This is a genomic window from Streptomyces sp. NPDC056144 (genome assembly GCF_042264145.1).
In the GTDB taxonomy this organism is placed as follows: Bacteria; Actinomycetota; Actinomycetes; order Streptomycetales; family Streptomycetaceae; genus Streptomyces.
The window spans coordinates 38917-56912 of sequence record NZ_JBHJVF010000002.1; the positions used below are offsets into that span (position 1 = coordinate 38917).

The following is a 17996-nucleotide window of genomic DNA, read 5'->3' on the forward strand; positions in this document are numbered from 1 at the left end:
TCACGGGCCTGCGCCTCGCTAAGTGGCTGTTGTCGTTCCGATCTTGCACGGCGCCGCTCGAACGGGAGGTTGGTCGAGTGAGTGTGGCGGCCGCCGCCGCACAGGGAGTAGAGCTTCTCGCTTCTGGATTTTCGTTCTGTTGTCGGTGGTGGCAGGCAGTGATCCCTGCGGTGTACCGGCGGTATGCGGTGCGCGCGGGGTGGGAGGCCTGACTGCTGAGCGGCAGGCTATTCGTGAGCAGGTGCGGCTGGAGGCCGGGATCCGATTCGAGGCGCGTGAGAAGACGTCGGTGATCGCCCGGGATGCGGGGGCCGCGCATCGCCCATAGCGTCTGGGCATGAGCGATGACGCGCGGCTTCCCGGCAGGCTCGGTTCGGTGCGGATGGACGGGGAGGTGCCGGAGCGCGGGGACCTGGGCCTGGTCTTCGACGAGCTGGACTACCAGATGGCCTGCCAGGCGTACCTGTGGGCGCTGCCGTTGGTGTCGTACGCGCAGTGGCAGAAGGTGCACCGGGAGGTGTTCGGGGCGGGCCCGTTCGACCTGGTCCACTACGTCACCTACCGGGACCGGCTCGGGCTGATCACCGCGAACGCCACCACCCCCTACATCCTGAACTTCATCGACCTGGCCGCCACCGGCCCGCTGGTGATCGAGCTCCCGGCCGGCCCCACCGCAGGCGGAGTCTCGGACTTCTGGCAGCGCGAGATCGCGGTGATGGGCGAGATGGGCCCCGACCATGGCGAGGGCGGCCGTTACCTGGTCCTGGCCCCCGGGCAGGCCATGCCGGACGGCGCCGAGGGTCTGCGGGTACTGGCGTCCACCGGGACCAACATCATGTTCGGGTTCCGTACCCTGGACCCCGACCCCGTGCGCTCCAAGGAGCTGGTGGAGGCGGTCCGGCTCTACCCGCACGGGCAGCGCGACAGTGCCCCGGCCACCCGGATCGTCTCTCCCGACGGACGCCCGTGGTCGGGCGACCAGCCGGGAGGCCTGGAGTACTGGGAGCGGTTGCACGCCATCTACCAGGACGAGGTCGTCGACGAACGCGACCGCTTCTTCCTCGCCATGCTGGGGCAGCTCGGCATCGAGAAGGGCAAGCCGTTCACCCCGGACGAGCGTCTGGCCGGCATCCTGACCCAGGCCGCCGCGGCGGGTGAGCTGATGGCCCGGGCGAACTCCTTCGCCAAGCGGTTTCCCGGCTCCCGGTACTGGGACGACCGGCAGTGGGACCTGGTGCTGATGCTGGACCGCTCCGACCAGCGCGCCGCACACCACGACCAGCTCCTGGAGCGCGCGGCCTGGTTCTACGAGGCCGTCAGCTTCTCCGCCGCCATGAAGAGCCAGACCCCCGGTCAGGGCCAGGCCTACCTCGCCACCTACACCGACGCCCGTGGCGAGTGGCTGGACGGGGGCCGTGCCTACACCCTGCACGTGCCCGCCGACGTCCCCGCCAAGCTGTTCTGGTCCGCCACCGTCTACGACGCCGCGACCCGCTGCCTGATCGACAACCCGCAGCAGCGCGGCGACCGCGGCTCCCGCGACCCCGACCTGGTCCGCAACCCGGACGGCTCGACCGACCTGCACTTCGGCCCCGAACCCCCCGCCGGTGGGGAGTCCAACTGGGTGCAGACCCTGCCCGGTCGGCACTGGTTCTCCTACTTCCGCTTCTACGGCCCCCTGGAACCGTACTTCGACCGCAGCTGGAAACTCGGCGACATCACCCCCGCCTGACCCGCCGCCGGGCACTCCTGCGGCTGCGGGAGTGCCCGGCGCAGGCGTCCAAGGCGACTGGGGAGCGAGCCACCGGGGTGATCGCGGCCCGGACCGGCCGGCCGCCTGACCTCTTCACGCTGTGCTCGGTCGGCCATCGCCGACCGACGCACCCCCAGCCTCCTCCGGCGGCCCGGAGGAGGCTGGGTGTGCGACCGGTGGCTGGACCGGTTGGCTGGACCGGGAGCTCAGTAGAAGACGAGGTTGGCGACGGGGTGGGGGACGGTGACGGTGGAGACGGGCCCGCCGGACTGGGTGTCGATGATGAGGAGGGTGGTGGGGGTTCGGCCCGACCCTCAACCCCTGACGGGCCGACCATCGGGCATGCCAATGCCGAATCTCAATGACTGGCTGTCGTCGTTCCAGTCCTGAATGCCGGCCAACGGCCCCTCGACCGAGTGAATGCGGTGGCTGCCGCGCATGAAAGCAGGGCCTCTTGGTAGCTCGAAGGGCGTCTACGCCAAAGAGTGCACCAGGAGACCCTGTTGTCGCAGTTCTACGCCATCGCGGGAGCGGGGTCCGCATCGGTCACTCTCGCGTGTGACTGCCTGGCACATCTGTTCGGGAACGCCGCCGACCACGGGGTCCGTGCGCGCCGCTACCCCACCGACATGTCCGATGCGGAGTGGGCGATGGTGCGGCCGCTGGTACCGGTGCCGGGCTGGCTGCGCGGGCGGGGCGGGCAGCCGGAGGCGTACTGCCACCGCGCGATACTGGACGCGGTCCGCTACCTCGTCGACAACGGAACGAAGTGGCGGGCCATGCCGGCCGACTTCCCTCCATGGGACCGGGTCTACGCCTTCTTCCGCCGCTGGCGCGACCACGGTCTGGTCAAGGAGTTCCACGACCGGCTCCGCCGCAAGGTCCGCGAGCAGGCCGGGCGGGCCCCGGAGCCGAGCGCGGGCGTGATCGACTCCCAGTCGGTCAAGGCGGACGCCGTCGTCGGCCGTGACAGCCGCGGTTTCGACGGCGGCAAGCTGATCAACGGCCGCAAGCGGCATGCCGTGGTCGACACCCTCGGCCTGCTACTGGGGGTGATGGTCACCTCGGCGGACGTGGGCGACCGCGCCGCCGCCCACGTCCTGCTCGCCCGCGTGGCCGCCGCGCATCACCGGCTGGCGCTGGTCTGGGCCGACGGCGGCTACACCGGCAGCCTCGTCGACTACTGCCTGGCCGCCCTCGCCCTGGTCGTGGCCATCGTCAAGCGCAGTGACGACATGCGCGGCTTCGTCGTGCTGCCCAAGCGGTGGATCGTGGAGCGGTTCTTCGCCCACCTGATGCGAAGCCGCCGCCTCGTGCGGGACTTCGAACGCTCCACCACCAGTGCGGAGGCGATGGTCTACTGGTCGATGACCCTGCTCATGACCCGACGCCTGGCCCGGCCACGGCCTTCGCGAGCGTGAACCGGCCCGGCGCCGGCTCGGCCAGCCACCCGCGCGCCACCAGCCGCTTCGCCTTCGACCGCAACGCCTCGATCTTCGCCGGCACCGGGTCCAGACCGAAGCAGCCGGCCATCTCCTGGCACGTCAGCGGACCTTGACCGAGACGGTTGCGGTCCCCAAGAGCCTGCACGATGCGCTGGTAGTCCGCCGACAGTGCCGACCAGGCCAGACCCGCACGCCACACCGGCACCACCGACTTCGGCTTCGCCGCCTCCGAAGATGCCAGCAGCGCGGGCGGTTCACCGCAATCAGACGGCTCCTCGGCGGTATCCAGGCCGGCGACATCGCCTTCGCCCAGGGACAGCACCTCGTCGACGCGAGAACGGGCGATGACCCACTCACCCCACTCCCGCTCGGCCACGACCAGCTCGGCCTGGATACGATCCGCCTCCTCTCGCAGCGCGTCCACACGACGGCGAGCGGTCAGCTCACGCTTCTCCAATTGCCCAGCAACCGACGGCATCCCGACCTCCAACAGAGCGACAACACGACACGCCCCCACTCCCCGAGACCGCCACCCCCATGCATGACCAGCAAAAAGGCAACCCTCAAGCCCAGAAAGACAACAGCCACTCACCCGCCGCTTCCGCGCCTTCCTCGAACGCGCCGGGCTTCGCCGCATCCGCTTCCACGACCTCCGCCACTCGACCGCCACTCTGCTCCTGGAACAGGGCGTCGACCTCGTCGTGATCAAGGAGCTCCTCGGACACGCTCACATCAGCGTCACGGCCGGCGTCTACGCCCACGTCCGGCTCCGCCTGCAACGCCAAGCCATCGACACCTTGAGCTCCGCCATCGACCAGACCGACGAGGTCCCTGACGACTCACCCGCAGCAGGCGTCGTCCGCTGACGTTGCCGTCACCGTTGCCGTCAGACACCTCAGTGGCCCCCGTCGAAAGCCGACGGGGGCCACTTTTGTGGTACTGCCGAGTTATCTCCCTACACGAAGCCCCTCACGCACCAGGAAATCGAGGAAGCTGTCGGCCTCGAACTGAACTCGCCCGTCCTCGTGATCCCAGAAATTGACCTGGCCCGTGCAGCGGCCGTCAATCACCGAGAAGCCCCACCAGTCTCCTGTACCGACCGGCGCAACAGCCACGAAGTCGACGCCGACGAACTCTTGAAGGTTCACCTTCAGCAAATCATCATCCTGATCACCAGAACCGACAACCGGTAGCAGGTCGAGGAAGAGGAACATTCCCCCGCCGTGCCGCTTCATGAAATCCTTGTACTCATGGGGAAGCTGTGCATGGAGAGCACCTTCAGCCCGCAGGAGATCATCTTCGGAAGCTGTGCGGCACTCAAAGACCTCAAAGCCTTCCGGACCGCTCAGGCCAGCACGTTTTGCGCGCGCCGCAGCCAAGTGGGCCTCAAACTCTTCGAACTCCACGATCCCACCTAACGATCATCCGGGCCAGTTGTCGAACCAGTGGTCTGGGCTGTATGTGCCCCAACCCTGCTCCTGAGATCTATACCACCAGTGCAACTGAGTGTCTTCCTTGCGCATGTCCTTCGTGACACCTTGGTTGTGCGGATTTCTGTGAAGGTCCGTTCCGGCCCCTCGGTGCACATTTTGATCAAGCTCATGGATCGCCGAGCCAGGCATCTGATCTGCATGATGAATCTCGATTCGATTTCCAAGCTGATTAGGCCGGAGCCCAAGCGAGCCTCGAATAATGTCGGAACGAGTCCAAGCGCCAGAATTCCGGATTGGCGCGTCCGCTGGGCCCGCGCCCGTGCCAGGTGCACAATTGCATTGCACCCCAGGCGGAGTGGTTCCGCAGTTGTGAACGAGGACCGGTGTGGCGCCCGCCAGCACATAGTACGCGTGCAGGTCGTCGATTGTGAGGTCATGTGTGCGCTGCTGCTTGATGTACCGACTCGTCGCCGAGATCTGGACGTAAGTACCAGTGCTTGCGCGAAGGAACTGGCCGACCTTCAGGTCGCCAGCGTCAACCCAGCTGTCGAGCTCCGGCACCCAGAACGGGTGAGTGCTGGTGGCGATGATGGTGCTCTCGCCATCCTTGGTGGTGATGGTGAGTTCGGTGAATTCCTTGTCGGTCTCCGTGCGTATGACCTCAAGGACCTTTTTGCGTTGACTCTTACCCGTTTTGATGTCTGTGGTCAGGATCGAATCACCGATCTTGACGTCTTCGATCTTCTTGTGGGTCCCGTCAGCCATGAGGACGCTGGTTCCAGTGGTGAAAGAATGGCACTTCTTTAGGAATCCACCACCCTTCGTGAGGCCGAGTCCTCCGACCGTACTTATGGCGTCCACAAGGAACTGGCCATCTTCGTACCCAGGGTCTTTTGTGTCCCCTCCGGCAGCTTCGACCGTCCTGTCGTAGAGATCCGTTAGCGTAGGGCCGCCATGGAACGTTCTGGGGAGAGCGAACTCGATGACGGATACGGCTGACCGAACGGCGCCAGCGGCCGTGTTCTTGTTGTAGACGATCTTTCGGGGGGTCAGGTCTACGACCTTGCCCCAGCCAACTCCGGCTACCTGCGCAAAGTCGCGCTTTCCATTCCACTCTTGGTAGGCGGTGAACTTCCACCCAGAGGATGTGGGCTGCCAGACCTCGTGATAGTCGGTCGCCACCTCATCGTTATCAGACCGGCATCGACTGGAGTTACCTCCACAAAGGCCGTCTGGGCGTAGGCCCGTGGGGTCGCTCTTTGAGACCGGATTTCCGTTGGCGTATGTGTACCCGTTCATCTGGAGCGGGTCAGCGATGTCCATGATGGGGTCGGCTGAGATGAATCGGCCGGTGTTCTGGTCGTATTCGCGGGCGCCGATGTGGGTGAGCAGGGTGGCGCTGTCGTCGATGCCGACGCCGAGGTAGCTGCGCTTGTTGGGCCAGCTGGTCGGCTTGGTGCCGCGGGCTTCGCCGTAGGGCTTGAAGGATCGGCGGGTGACGGGCTGGGTTCCGCCGGCTTCGACTGTGGTGTGAGCGGTGCCGAGCTGGTCGGTGAGGAGGACGTTGTACTTGTGGCCCGTGCTCGACTGGTTCGTCGTGGTGCGGACCACTGTGGGTGCGCCGGGGTGGCCGTAGGCGCGGGAGGCGCGGGTGATGAGGCCGACGGAGTCGGTGGTGAGTTCGGTTTCGCCGAGGTAGAGCGTGCTGCCGCTAGGGGAGTCTTCGAGGAGGCGGTTGCCTTCGGCGTCGTAGACGTAGCTGGTCTTGGTGGTGCCGACGGTGTTCGAGGCGAGCTTCTGCTCGGGCGTCCACTCGAGGGTCTGGTTCGCGGCGTACTGCGGGGGGTTGCGGGTCGCGGTCGTGCCCGTGGCGTTGTAGGTGTTGATGCTGCCGGCGAGCGGTGTTGGCGAGGATATGGAAGTCAGCGTGTGCGGCTGAGTGGTGCTGTAGTTGTAGGTGTAGCTGACGTTCTTGCTCGAGTCGCCAGTCGGGTCGTGCTCGACCATCGTGGCCCGGTTGCCGATCCAGTTGTATGTGAAGGACTGGCGGTAGGCACCGTCCCCGGTGACACCACTGGTCGCGACTGTGCCTGCCCAGGGGGAGGCGTCGGCCAGGTTGGCCGGTGTGGTGTTCGCGGCGTAGGTGGCGTCGACGGCGGGGCCGCTGGAGGGGGCGCCGGTGCTGTTGTAGCCCCAGGTGCGTCCTGTGGATGCCTTGCAGCCGATGCCTGTTCCGTTGGGCTTGATGTTCGAGGTCCAGGCGTTGACCAGTTGACCCATGTGGTCATAGGTGAAGCACTGGTTGTCCCAAGTCGTGCTCGTGGTCGAGATGGCGTCCTGGCGTGCGCTGGCGGTGATCATGCCTGCGTCGTCGTAGGCGTAGCCGGTGTCGGAGATGCGGTGGGGGCCGGCCTTCTCGCGGTCCGTCACTGTTCGCATCAGACGGCCGCTGTGCTCGTCGATGAAGTTGGTCGTCCAGATGCGGTAGGGCTGTGCGCTGGAGACCGAGCGGAGGACTTCGCCGTACGGGGAATAGGTGACGTCGGAGGTGTACCAGGCGTGGCCTGATGTGGACTCGGGCAGGCCGTCTTCGTTGTAGCGGGTGATGACCTTCTCGGACGGAAGTCCGCCCTTGGCGGGCAGTGTAACGGAGAGCGGCTTGCCTGTGAGGGTGTACGAGTAGCCGTAGGTGTACGTGCCGGACAGGCCCGTCGTCATGGCGTTGGACGGGATGATCACCTGGCGACCGGTGGGACGGTACTCGGTGTCGTAGCCCGTGACCTTAGTGATGTAGTCGCCGGTGGCGGTGTGGCGCTTGGATTCCCAGGGCAGGCCGAGGGCGCCCGTCATGTCGTAGGTGTACGCCTTGACCGGGGCCTCGAGCTTGGAGCCTTCGTGGACGGCCGTGACACGGCCCAGCACGTCGTAGGTGGTGTATGTGGTCTGGTTGAGGGCGTCGGTGACCGCGGTGGGGCGGTCGGCGTTGTCGTACTGGGTCTTGGTGAGGCCGGTGTCAGGGTCCTTGACGGACGTCACGCGGCCCCGCGCGTCGAAAGTGTATTTCCAGGTGTTACCGGCGGGGTCGGTGACGGTCTCACGGTTGCCACGCTTGTCGTAGCCGTACTTGGTCGAACGGTAGTTGCCGGACGCGACGTCGTGCCTGAGCTCGGTGACGCGGCCCAAAGCATCCGTGACCGTGATGGTCTTGGGTGTGCTCGCGCCGACCGTGTCGACGGTGGTGGTGGTGTCGCCGTATGTGGTGCTGGACCAGGCACGACGGGTCTTCCCGTGGTAAGGGATCTGCCTGACGGGGCGTTCCATACCGTCGTAGACGGTCTCGACCCGGCTCTTGACAAGGGTGTCGGACTTGACCTGGAAGAGCTCGGTGGCGGGTTCGCCCTTCGCGAGGTAGCCGCTGGTCTGCTTGGCGACCAGACCGTGGTCGTTGTACTCGGTGTCAGTGATGATGCGTCCGGGGCCATGAGCTTCGGACTGGGTCTGGACCTGGCGCATCAGGCCGTCGTAGAGCGTTACCTGTCGGGCGTAGCCGCCGTCGTCCTTGAGCGTCTTCACGGTGACGGCCGCAGGACTGGCCTTGCCGTCGCCGTCGATGGCCGTGGCCTTGTAGGCGATCTCCACGCTGGGGGTCTGGGTGCCGGAGGACCGGGAGGCAGACCATCCCTTGACCAGACGGCCGAGCGCGTCGTACTGGCTACGCGTTACGCGGTCGTTGGTGTCGGTGATCGTCAGGGGCAAGGAGCGGCCGGGGTCGAGGGTCGTGATGGTGTCGTGACCCTTGGCGTTGATCGTCTTGACCTCGGTGACCGGTCCTCCGGCAGCAGGTACGTACTGGGTTTCCGTCTTGCCGGATTCCGGGCTGGTGACAGTGCGTAGGCGTCCGAGGTCGTCGTAGGTGCTGGTGGTGGTGATGGCAGCGTCGTTGCCTGCGCCATCGATCTCGTCGACGTTAGTCACATTGCCCTTGACGGGAGTACTTCCGTGCGCGAGACCGTCGTAGCGGGTCTTGACCGAGCCGATCAGCTCGGTCGCCTTGTCGGCGTTTGCCTGATCGCTGCAGCTGGTGGCGGTCTTGCGGACCGTGCTGGGCAGGCCGATCAGCCATGCCGTCTTGCTGTGGACGTAGGCCGTCGTGATGCAGCTCTGCTGGGAGAGGGATTCTGCGGTGCCCTTGTGTTCGACGACGGCGGTCTCCACCGAAGTGGGCAGGCCGTACTCGTCGCGGGTGACGGTGGTGGTCCGAACACCTCGCCAGTCTGCACCAACTGCTTGGATGCTGTCCGTCCTCTTGACGCCTACGCGGTAGGCGACTAGGTCCGGCAGCAGCTTTCCATCTTCGGATTGACGCGCACGTGACGCGGTCGGGACCGGTGCCTCGGGGAAAGTCCGGGTCCGGCTCTTGAAGACCGGCTTCGTTTCCGGCTTGTTGTCGAAGTAGGTCCCGGAAGCATCAGAGTCGAGGAAGGTCAGGGTCTCGGCAGTCATGCCGGCGTACTGAGGGAGACCCTTCGCTACAAGCTGGGTGCCGTCGACTGAGTCGTTGATGGGGTCAGGATCAGTGCCGGGGTCATCCCCATCCGGTTGTTCCTGGAAGTAGACCGTCGTGGACTGTGACTGGGACGGGGGTGCGTGCGGAGGGTCGCCCGGCTTCGGGCTGCCCTTGGGGGGAATCGTCTTGGCGCCCTTGGTGACGGTGACGCGACGGTAGCCGCGCCAGTCGCTGTTGGTACGCAGGCCGGGACGGAGGAATTCGTCGTCGCTCGCGGCCCATGTCGGGCCCGAGTAGGTGTAGGTCGTCCTCATGGACGGGCTGAAGATCGTGGCGACCTTGTCGGTTTCGGTTACCGAGTGAACGACGTACTTGTTGAACCAGGCCTTCTTGGGCGTCTTTTCCTCGCCGTCAGGCGACCACCGCACAGGGAAACACGTGTTGTTGCTCTTCGGGTCGTTGTCGCCGGAAGGCGCGACCGGGCAGCCGCCTCTGTACTCGACGTCGATGTCGGCACCGGCTTCGGTGGAGACGGTCCCGATGCGGGGGCGGGTGAAGCCGGGGCGCTTGTCGTTCTTCGTGTGGACGAGGTTGGGAAGCTGTTTGTCGGTGAGGTTCTTGAGGGACGGATGCGACCGCGTGCTCACTGTGTAGGGAGCGAAGCTGACGCCGTCCTTGGTCTGAAGGGTTCCGGTCCCATCGTTCGGAGCGAAGCCGCGGCGGGTGATCGACTTGAGCCACATGCCGGGAGCGGTGTCGTACAGATCCTCGGGGAAGGACTGGTCGAGCGTGTATGTATCAACCTTGCCGAGCCCCGGCTGGCCGGGGCGGGCGGCGCTGGTGGTGACGCTCCTCAGCCGGTGCTGCGTCCAGAAGGAAGGGAAGCCCGGGCAGAGTTTGGAGGCTTCACCGCAGTTGAGAGACCCCGGGGTATCCCACCAGGGTCGGTAGGACGTGGGGTTGCCGGGCTTGAAGTTCTCCTTGTTGCAGGCGGCTGACGACTTGGTACAGCGCTGGAAAGTGGTGAAGTCGACCTTCGCGGCGTGCGTGGTCAGACTGTTCGCACGGATGCCGTACTCGATGCTGACCGGGTAGGCGGAGCGCTCGTACTGCTCGGGCATCACACCGTTACGCTTGCCGCTAACGGCGTAGTAGTTATCCTCCTGACGCCAGTTGACGATCATGACGTTGCCGTGGACGTCTTCGACCTTGTCCAGGCCCCAGCGCCACGCCTGCTGCTTGCCCGCGCCGCAGCGCGAGGATCCGAAGGACGCCTCCTGGTAGCAGGGCTCGCCAGGATGATTACCGAAGACGGGAACGGTGGATACGGAGTTGGTGACTGCGTGCCCGCCACCCACGTCGTTGAGTCCGAAGTGGTACTGGGTGCCGTCAGGGGTGGTTACCTTCCAGCGCTCACCGTTGTCGTCGCCGTTCGTGCCGCCGGTGATGCGCTCGATGAGGGTGCCGTCGTCCTTCTGGGGGCGGTAGATCTCGGTCTCAGGCTTGCTTGCTGCTGCAGCGTCGCGGACGAGCTCGGTGGTGGTACCTCCGAGAGACATGACCGCGTTGTAGGAGGCCCAGCAAAGGTCAGTGGTCTTGTTACTCGTAGCGTTGTTTGGGGTCTTCCCGAAGAGCGTGTGTGTGTCGTCTTTGCAGGTGCGGTAGCGACGCTCGATGAAGCCCGGGGTGTAGTCCCAGCCCTCGCCGATCCACGACGTCTGGCCCGAGGAGACGGCGGTCTTACCGTCGACCGTCTGGGAGTTGTAGGAGAGAGTGACGTTCGGGGCGGGGCCAGCCGGGGCCGGCGGCATGGCCATGGGGTAGGACCAGGTGAACGCGCCGGAGGAGCCACCGGCGGACCACTTGCCGCTGGAGGCCAGAGGGCTTGCTCTGAAGGAGCCACCCGGGCCTACGCCGGAGTCGATAGCACCCAGGACGGTCTTGTCCCCGGATGCCGCTGCGGGTGTTGTCGTATAGGAGGCCTGCATGATGGCGGAGGAGGAGGCGGAGGCGGTTCCCGTGGCGACGGCGGGAGCCACCGTTCCGTCGGCAGCGGTGTCGACCGTAGCGGTCACGGTCTTGGCGAGCGGATCGTTGAGCGTCTCCAGTTCCTCGTACTCCTGGCACGCCGGCACGGCAGGACTGGTGAGGTAGCACTCCGGGAACTGGGCAAGGGTCAGACGCGAGGCCCAGTCCCCACCCTGGAGGTTCTGGAACGCGGAGTACTGGATACCCACAGTAAGAGGAACTGAGCCGGCTGCAGGGGCCTGCACGGCAATGACGGAACCGACCTTGAGGGACTCCCCAGCATCCTTGGCGATCTCTACGCTTCGATCGACAACACTGAACTGCCACGTACCAGTCGGAGCGGGGTGACCGTCGGCCTGGCCGGCGACGATGGGGAGGCCAGGGATCTGGGAGAGAGGGCTTTCGTCTGTCGCTGCCTCTGTGTACGCGGCAGGGCTGACTGTCGTGGATCCGAAGGTGAACGGCTTGGTTCCGGGAGCAGGAGGTGTCGTCGTGCCGGGCGGCGCCAGCTGCTCGTCAGGGGGAACGACCGTGGCCTTGAGGGTGTCGAGATCCTTCTCGAACGTTTCCCCTTCGACCGGCTTCTCGGTATCGATGGCCTCGAGTTCGAGGGGATCGGCTTCAAGGGGCTCGCGCCCCGTCTCGATGGTTGCCGGGTCTGGCGGCATGGCCAGGGACTGGGCAGGCAACAGGCCTACCAGCAGGGCCGCGCCCAGCGCGGGTATGACGGTACGCCGAACCCGGCGACGGGCTTGGCGGTGACGAGCGAACAAGGCGAGGTCCCTCCGGACCACTTGGAGCGGGCCGGGGCGCGCCGCAGGTGATTGCACTTCAGATTCGGCAGATTCTGCGTGCAGTTCGTGAAGAAACACCAGCGAACCTGTGGCCAACGTGAGGATTGTCACGGTGCGTAATCGCGCAGATGCTATCGGAGTCTCTGATTCCGGATGTATCACGCACCCGCATTGCTCAGGGGTAAAGGCTCCGGCGAGGGCGAGTTGGGTGCATCTCGGCATGAAGCGGTTGATTATGGCGGTCTTTCGCTCTGTTTTCACACGGTCTGTCCCTAAGGCTGTGTGTAACGAGCGCCCGCCTGCGCCGCGTTCTGCCTCACAGCGAGTAGGCAGTGAGGGAACGGGGCGGACTCTGGGGTGACCGAGTGCGGGGTGACGCCATGAGCTTGATGGGTCATCATCGGCTCGCCCAGCCATACGCGCGCGGTCAGTCGATTCCGAACCGGATACCCACATTCGATGACGCGATGGCGGGCTTCGTGGTTTCAGCCGGTGCCGCCAGGGCCCGGAATTGCCTGGGAAGAAGGATCCTCACCCGATGAGACAGACATGGCAGCGGCCGGTGAAACGGCGCGTAAGTGCCATGGTGGTCGCGGCCGCGCTCGCGGCGGGCGGCATCACCTACGCGGGCTTCCAGGCCGGCCCCGGCGACCAGGCGGCCACCCTTCCGGACGATGGCAAGGAGCGTAAGGGCGGTCCTGCGAAGCGGTTGGTGGACGAGGTGTCGGCAGCCTCCACGGCTCGCAGGACCGGCAAGCCCGTCGAAGTCACCGCGCTGCGGACCATACGCTCGACCACCTGGGCGCGGCCCGACGGGCTCATGACGAAGAAGCTCTACGCGTCTCCGATCTGGGCCAAGGTCGGAGACGAGTGGAAGAAGATCGACACGACGCTGAAGCGGACGGAGTCGGGTTGGTCACCGGTCGCCACGAACACGCGGGTCGTGTTCTCCGGCGGCACGGCCGGAGGCGGTGCGGCTCGGGCGTCGCGTGGGCAGGTTCACCGGGTTTCGCTCGTGAAGAGCCTGAAGGCGGAGGGTGAGGCGGGCACTCCGCTGATCACGCTCACCGTCGGTGGCACGGAGGAGATCCCCGAAACTCACGAGATCCAGCTCACCTGGCCGGAGCCTGTCTCCGCGCCGATCATCAACGGCTCACGCGCTCTGTACCCGGAGATCCTGCCAGGGGCGGACCTGGTGCTGACGGCGGAAGACAGCGGTTTCGCACAGATCCTCGTCGTGAAGAACCGCCAGGCCGCTGCCGATCCGCGCGTCGCGCAGCTCTCGTACGGACTCTCGTCTCCCACGCTCACCTTCAGTCTCGACGACTCATCCGGCATCGTGACGGCGGAGGACCTCGACGGGCAAGAGGTCGCGCTCTCGCCCACGCCGCTGATGTGGGACAGCAGCGGCACCCCGGCCGTCACCGACGGCGAAGTCGGCGCCTCCGCGCAGCCGACCGGCCCCGAGGACCCCGAAACGCCCGCCACCACCGCTGCCCCGGACCCCTCCAACGAACCTGAAGACGCCACGAGCGCACCGGAGCCGAGCGACAGCACGACGACCGAACCGCCGGCGGACGACAACGCCGACCCCGAGGCCGAGGTCCTGCCCACAGCCACGGACGAAGCCGCCCCCACCGTCACCGACGCACCGCTCCCGCCGGCACCAGCGGAACCGACGCCCATCCCCTCGCAGACCAACGACGCAGCAACACTCAGCCTGCCGCTCCTCAACGGCCCGTCACCCGACTCCCGAGGCGAGGTCGTCGAGGCCGAACTCGGCGACGGAACATGGACTCTTACCCCCAATCAGGACTTCCTCAACGATCCAGCCACTGTCTATCCCGTCTTCATCGACCCCACCATCACTAAGGACACGCAAGACTGGACCATCGCCTACAAGAAGCACCCCAAGGCCACCTTCTTCAACGGTGCGGATTTCAACGCCGGCGGTACCCACGAAGCCCGCATCGGCTACGAGTCCGACACCTGGGGCACGTCGCGGTCCTTCTTCAACATCGCGTACGACAAGAGCCTCAAGGGCGCCAAGATCCAGAAGGCCACGCTGCGGATGCTGGAGACGTACTCATGGTCCTGCCAGGCGCGGTCCATGTCCGTCCACGTCACTGCCCGCATCAACGGCAAGACCAACTGGAAGAACGCTCCGCCCCTGACCGACTCGAACCTGGCCGCCCCGCCACGCAGCTTTGCCCACGGCTACAAGAGCGGCTGCCACGATGAATTCGAGACCTTCAACGTTCTCGGAGTCGCGCAGAAGGCCGCCGACGCGGGCAAGAGCATGATCACCTTCGGCCTGCGGGCCAGGGACGAGACTTCGCAGTTCTCGTGGAAGAAGTTCCAGGCCAACGGTGACAACGCCCCCGAGCTGGAATTGACCTACAACCGGGCACCCACCGCGCCCACCAACCTCGACCTCGGCCCCGACTTCCGGTGCACCACGAGTACCCCTTACGTCAGGGTCGGCTCGTCCAGCCTCACCTTCACCGCCCGGGCAACAGACCCCGACAAGAACCTGGACTACCTCGACTTCGCCCTGTGGCCCACCGGTAAATGGTCCACCACCGGCGACATGCTCAAGTCCACGGGGACTGTCTCCGTGGGCGGCGACACCGAGGCCGCCACGCGCACCACAGAAGGCTTCTCCACCAGGGATCTGGTGAACAACACCGTCTACTCGTGGTCCGTGCGGGCTGTCGACTCCGCCGGCGCCACGTCGGCGTACAGGCCGACGGTCCCTTGCCGGTTCATCTGGGATGAAACTGCCCCACGGCCTCCCCGGGTGACCTCCACCGACTTCCCCAACGCCGACGGCGGTGAGAACGGCTTCGGAAACGAGCCCGAGGACTCCAACTGGTCGAAGATCAAGTTCGGGACCTCCGGAACCTTCAAGTTCCAGGCCCTGGACACCGACGTCATCCGATTCGAGTACGGATTCAACGCCAACAGCTACCCCTACTCCCTCTCCCGGACCGCCGGCGCCTCCACCGCGACCATCTCCACACTCTCGGGGGCCAAGCCCCCTACCGCCGGGCCGAACGTGCTGTACGTGCGGGCCGTTGACGGAACCGGGCACGTCTCCGAACCCACCAAGTACTTCTTCTACGTCACCCCCCGCGACCAGGCGGACGCCCCGGGCGATTTCACCGGCGACGGACTGCCCGACCTGTTCAACGTGCCCTCCAGCAACAACCTGCGCCTGTTCCCCGCGCATGCTGACAGCAGCACTCCGACCAAGGGCACCGGCAAGATCGACTACTCCATGTCCGCCGCCTACCAGCTGAACCCCGCCAGAGACCCCAACGGCGGAGGCAAGGAACCCGTCTTCACCGCCCCCCCGTCGGCGCATTTCAAGGATGCGCTGATCACTCACAACGGCGACTTCTACGGCGGTGACGGCCTGGAAGACCTCATCGTGCGCACTGAGAAGAAGCTGTGGATCTACCCCGGCGACGGATACGGCGCGGTCAACATCACCAAGCGTCGCGAAATCCTCCTCCCCTCCGATGCCCCCGCCCCCTCCTCGCTCACCCAGATCGTCGCCGTCGGGGACGTCACCGGGGACAAGATCCCCGACCTGTTCGCCACCGCCGGCGATGCACTGTGGGCCTTCACCGGCTACACCGGCGCCTCCTTCGCCGACGCCCAGATGCTGACCAGCGCCCCCTGGGCCGACCGCGACATCGTCTCCGTCGCCGACAGAAGCGGAGACGGCGTACCCGACCTGCTCTTCCGCAGTGAGCAAGAAGGACGCGGACTTCAACTGCGCCAAGGCAAACCCTCCGGCAGCGGCGTCGACCTCACCTCTCTGGCCATTGGCGCCAATTCCAAGACCGGCGAAGACGAGATCTACGGAACCACCGGATGGGGGAAGGCCAGCATGAGATTCGTCATCGGAACCCCCGACGTCAACGGAGATGACATCCCCGACACCTGGGCCGTCTCAACCGACGGAACGATGTACTTCTACGCAGGAGGACGTACCGCCCACGTCAGCCACATCACCGCCAGCTGGATCAACTGGAGCGGCAGCTACAGGTTCGGCTGACCGCCAGCACAAGGAGAGGGCGACCGTGCACACGGCCGCCCTCTCCTCGCCTCCAGAGCCAATAGTTCTCTACGAACTCCGGGAACGGCGCAACTACGACGCACCGCAGCAAGATGTACCCAGAAAAGCGACGCCCGCGAAACTCTCCGCAGGACTGCGTCAACACCACAGCGACCAGCACGAGCGCCACGGCCCCAAAGCCCCGCCACTAACAGTGCAACAACCGCCGGCCGTCCACATCGCGCGGGGCAACGCGCGGCCCAGCCGAACTCAGATGGCCCCATAGAAATATCCGTCCGAACCACCCTCGCCGAAACAGGCAACGCCCAATCCTGTGCTGGCAGGGAGCAAAGCCGCGTAATACGCCCCGGAACCGGATATCGAGAAGCCATCCCCGCAAGTACAGGGAGCAGCAAGGTGGGAGGCATACGACCCGGTCCCGGCCGGGTCCATCCCGCACACGCGGGGAGCAGTTGTAAGCCTCCCCAGTCCTGGGACTGCGGCGGGGACCATCCCCGCGGGCGCGGGGAACAGGCGGACGAGTGCCGGGTCTGCGGGCAGGCGCTGGGGCCATCCCCGCACGCGCAGGGAGCAGTCGGTGCCCACTCGGCGACCTCCTCGGTCTGGTGCGCCGTCTGCCGAATGACGACCACGGCGGGCTGTGGTGGGCTCGTCACGCCCGGCTGATGGCCCGCTGCAAGAATTCAGCCCGTGACGATACAAGAGAGTCTGCCGTTTCCGCAGGATGCCGCTCAGGCCGGGCTGCAGGAGTCGCGAGCGCGGGCAGCGAAACACTCGCGCCGCAATAGGTTCCGAACCTTGCATCCCCCTAGCGAGGACATGGGCAACGTGCCGCGCGAGTGGCGGATCCAGCCCGGAGCTGCGCAGCAAGTACCTGATGACCTGGCCCCGTTCGTGGAGTGGTTCCACAACCAGCCGGAGGCGCGAGAACGCTTCCGATGGGCACTCCGTGACTCCCTTGACGAGTTGCTCGATGGCCGGCGGACAGGGCGCTGGGCGTACCAGCACCTGACAAAGACCGAGAAGACATACCTCGGTACAGCCATCGAGGTAAACCTCACCAACGAGTTCGCCATCTGCAACGGCGTCCACCTCGACTGGTCCATCGCTGGCCTCGACATCGACTGCAAGTTCTCCAAGGATCTGGGTGGCTGGGAGATCCCGATGGAGATGTACCTGTGCGATGACCACGGTGAGCGTGGTGGGCGTGCCGACCAGGTTGCAGTCCTGACCTGGATGAACGACGACAAGAGCCAGTGGGCTGCGGGCATCGTGCGAATCACCGATGAGCGCTTGCGCTGGAAGCAGGACCGAGACGCCAGCGGCAACCGCCTCCGTGCCTACAACCGAGACAACAAGCGCAAGATCGACCCCAGCGCCAAGTCTGAGATCTACTGGCTCTGGGGTGGGCTCCAGACAGATCTGCCGACAAACCTGCTGCTCCACCTGGATCCCGAAACACGCGAGCGGATTCTCCCTGTATCACGGCAGGGCCGAGCATCGGGACAGCAGCGGGTGAACCAGCTGTTTTACATGGTGCAGGACCGGATAATTGGCCGGCAGACCGTGTTGACCGTCGCCCAGCAGGACGACTCGCCGAAGCGAGCCCGCGACGCTCGGACGCATCTGCGCCCGAAGGGCGTCGTCGTACTGGGTCACCAAGGATCACACCCCCACGTCGCCCGAGCGCTCGAACTGCCGGTACCGATCAAGGGCGAGTGGATCTCCACCCACCTCGTGCCCGTTTCCTCCGACGATGCGCGCCCGAAGTTTTCACTGGACGGTGAGTTCTGGGCGCGCGCGAGTGAGGATGAGCGGGCACATCCTGAACCCCACCCCGCGCCGGACCTTCCTGACAAACGAAAGATTGACGGGCAGGACAGCTCCCAGCTCGATGTCGCCTCGTAGCTACACACCACAACGCCTCGCCAGCACGACGACCTGGCAGT

7 protein-coding genes and 1 pseudogene are annotated in these 17996 nt (G+C 65.8%); 5 read left to right on the top strand and 3 right to left on the bottom strand.

Translation table 11 applies throughout. From position 1 onward, the window contains the following. The first annotated feature begins 337 nt into the window (after positions 1 to 337). Positions 338 to 1732 carry a DUF1254 domain-containing protein gene (locus ACFC0Z_RS06745; RefSeq protein ID WP_376433554.1) on the top strand — a complete coding sequence of 465 codons (1395 nt, stop codon included), beginning with the start codon at positions 338 to 340 and terminating at the stop codon, positions 1730 to 1732. A 650-nt stretch (positions 1733 to 2382) separates the two neighbouring features. Further along, positions 2383 to 3174 (top strand): IS5 family transposase, encoded by a 792-nt coding sequence (locus ACFC0Z_RS06750; protein ID WP_376433556.1) that lies wholly within the window; start codon positions 2383 to 2385, stop codon positions 3172 to 3174. Here ACFC0Z_RS06750 and ACFC0Z_RS06755 read toward each other — a convergent pair. Beyond that, the gene (locus tag ACFC0Z_RS06755) at positions 3131 to 3676 is read right to left on the bottom strand and encodes a hypothetical protein (protein WP_376433558.1); all 546 of its coding nucleotides are present in this window, start codon (positions 3674 to 3676) and stop codon (positions 3131 to 3133) included. The genes ACFC0Z_RS06750 and ACFC0Z_RS06755 overlap by 44 nt on opposite strands. Positions 3677 to 3785: 109 nt before the next feature. On the opposite strand from ACFC0Z_RS06755, the pseudogene ACFC0Z_RS06760 reads away from it, so the two are divergent. Next, positions 3786 to 4064: pseudogene (locus ACFC0Z_RS06760) on the top strand (tyrosine-type recombinase/integrase); the annotation flags it as partial. A gap of 81 nt (positions 4065 to 4145) precedes the next feature. Here the strand turns inward: ACFC0Z_RS06760 and ACFC0Z_RS06765 are convergent. Both ACFC0Z_RS06765 and ACFC0Z_RS06770 read right to left on the bottom strand, forming a co-directional pair. After that, positions 4146 to 4604, bottom strand: a complete 459-nt coding sequence (locus ACFC0Z_RS06765; RefSeq protein ID WP_376433560.1) for an SMI1/KNR4 family protein — start codon at positions 4602 to 4604, stop codon at positions 4146 to 4148. Positions 4605 to 4619: 15 nt separating this feature from the next. Next, entirely contained in the window at positions 4620 to 12056 is a 7437-nt protein-coding gene (locus tag ACFC0Z_RS06770) for a polymorphic toxin-type HINT domain-containing protein (protein WP_376433562.1), read from the bottom strand. Between the two features lie 487 nt (positions 12057 to 12543). Between ACFC0Z_RS06770 and ACFC0Z_RS06775 the strand changes: the two genes are divergently transcribed. Beyond that, complete coding sequence (locus tag ACFC0Z_RS06775) at positions 12544 to 16026, top strand: DNRLRE domain-containing protein (protein ID WP_376433564.1); 3483 nt, start codon at positions 12544 to 12546, stop codon at positions 16024 to 16026. A 711-nt stretch (positions 16027 to 16737) separates the two neighbouring features. Further along, complete coding sequence (locus ACFC0Z_RS06780; protein ID WP_376433566.1) at positions 16738 to 17955, top strand: NaeI family type II restriction endonuclease; 1218 nt, start codon at positions 16738 to 16740, stop codon at positions 17953 to 17955. Positions 17956 to 17996 lie beyond the last annotated feature (41 nt).

Excerpts from the sequence above, each read along its gene's own strand:
- ACFC0Z_RS06775 (WP_376433564.1), top strand. The coding sequence starts at position 12,544 with ATGGTGGTCGCGGCCGCGCTCGCGGCGGGCGGCATCACCTACGCGGGC.
- ACFC0Z_RS06745 (WP_376433554.1), top strand. The coding sequence starts at position 338 with ATGAGCGATGACGCGCGGCTTCCCGGCAGGCTCGGTTCGGTGCGGATG.
- ACFC0Z_RS06750 (WP_376433556.1), top strand. The coding sequence starts at position 2,383 with ATGTCCGATGCGGAGTGGGCGATGGTGCGGCCGCTGGTACCGGTGCCG.
- ACFC0Z_RS06755 (WP_376433558.1), bottom strand. The coding sequence starts at position 3,676 with ATGCCGTCGGTTGCTGGGCAATTGGAGAAGCGTGAGCTGACCGCTCGC.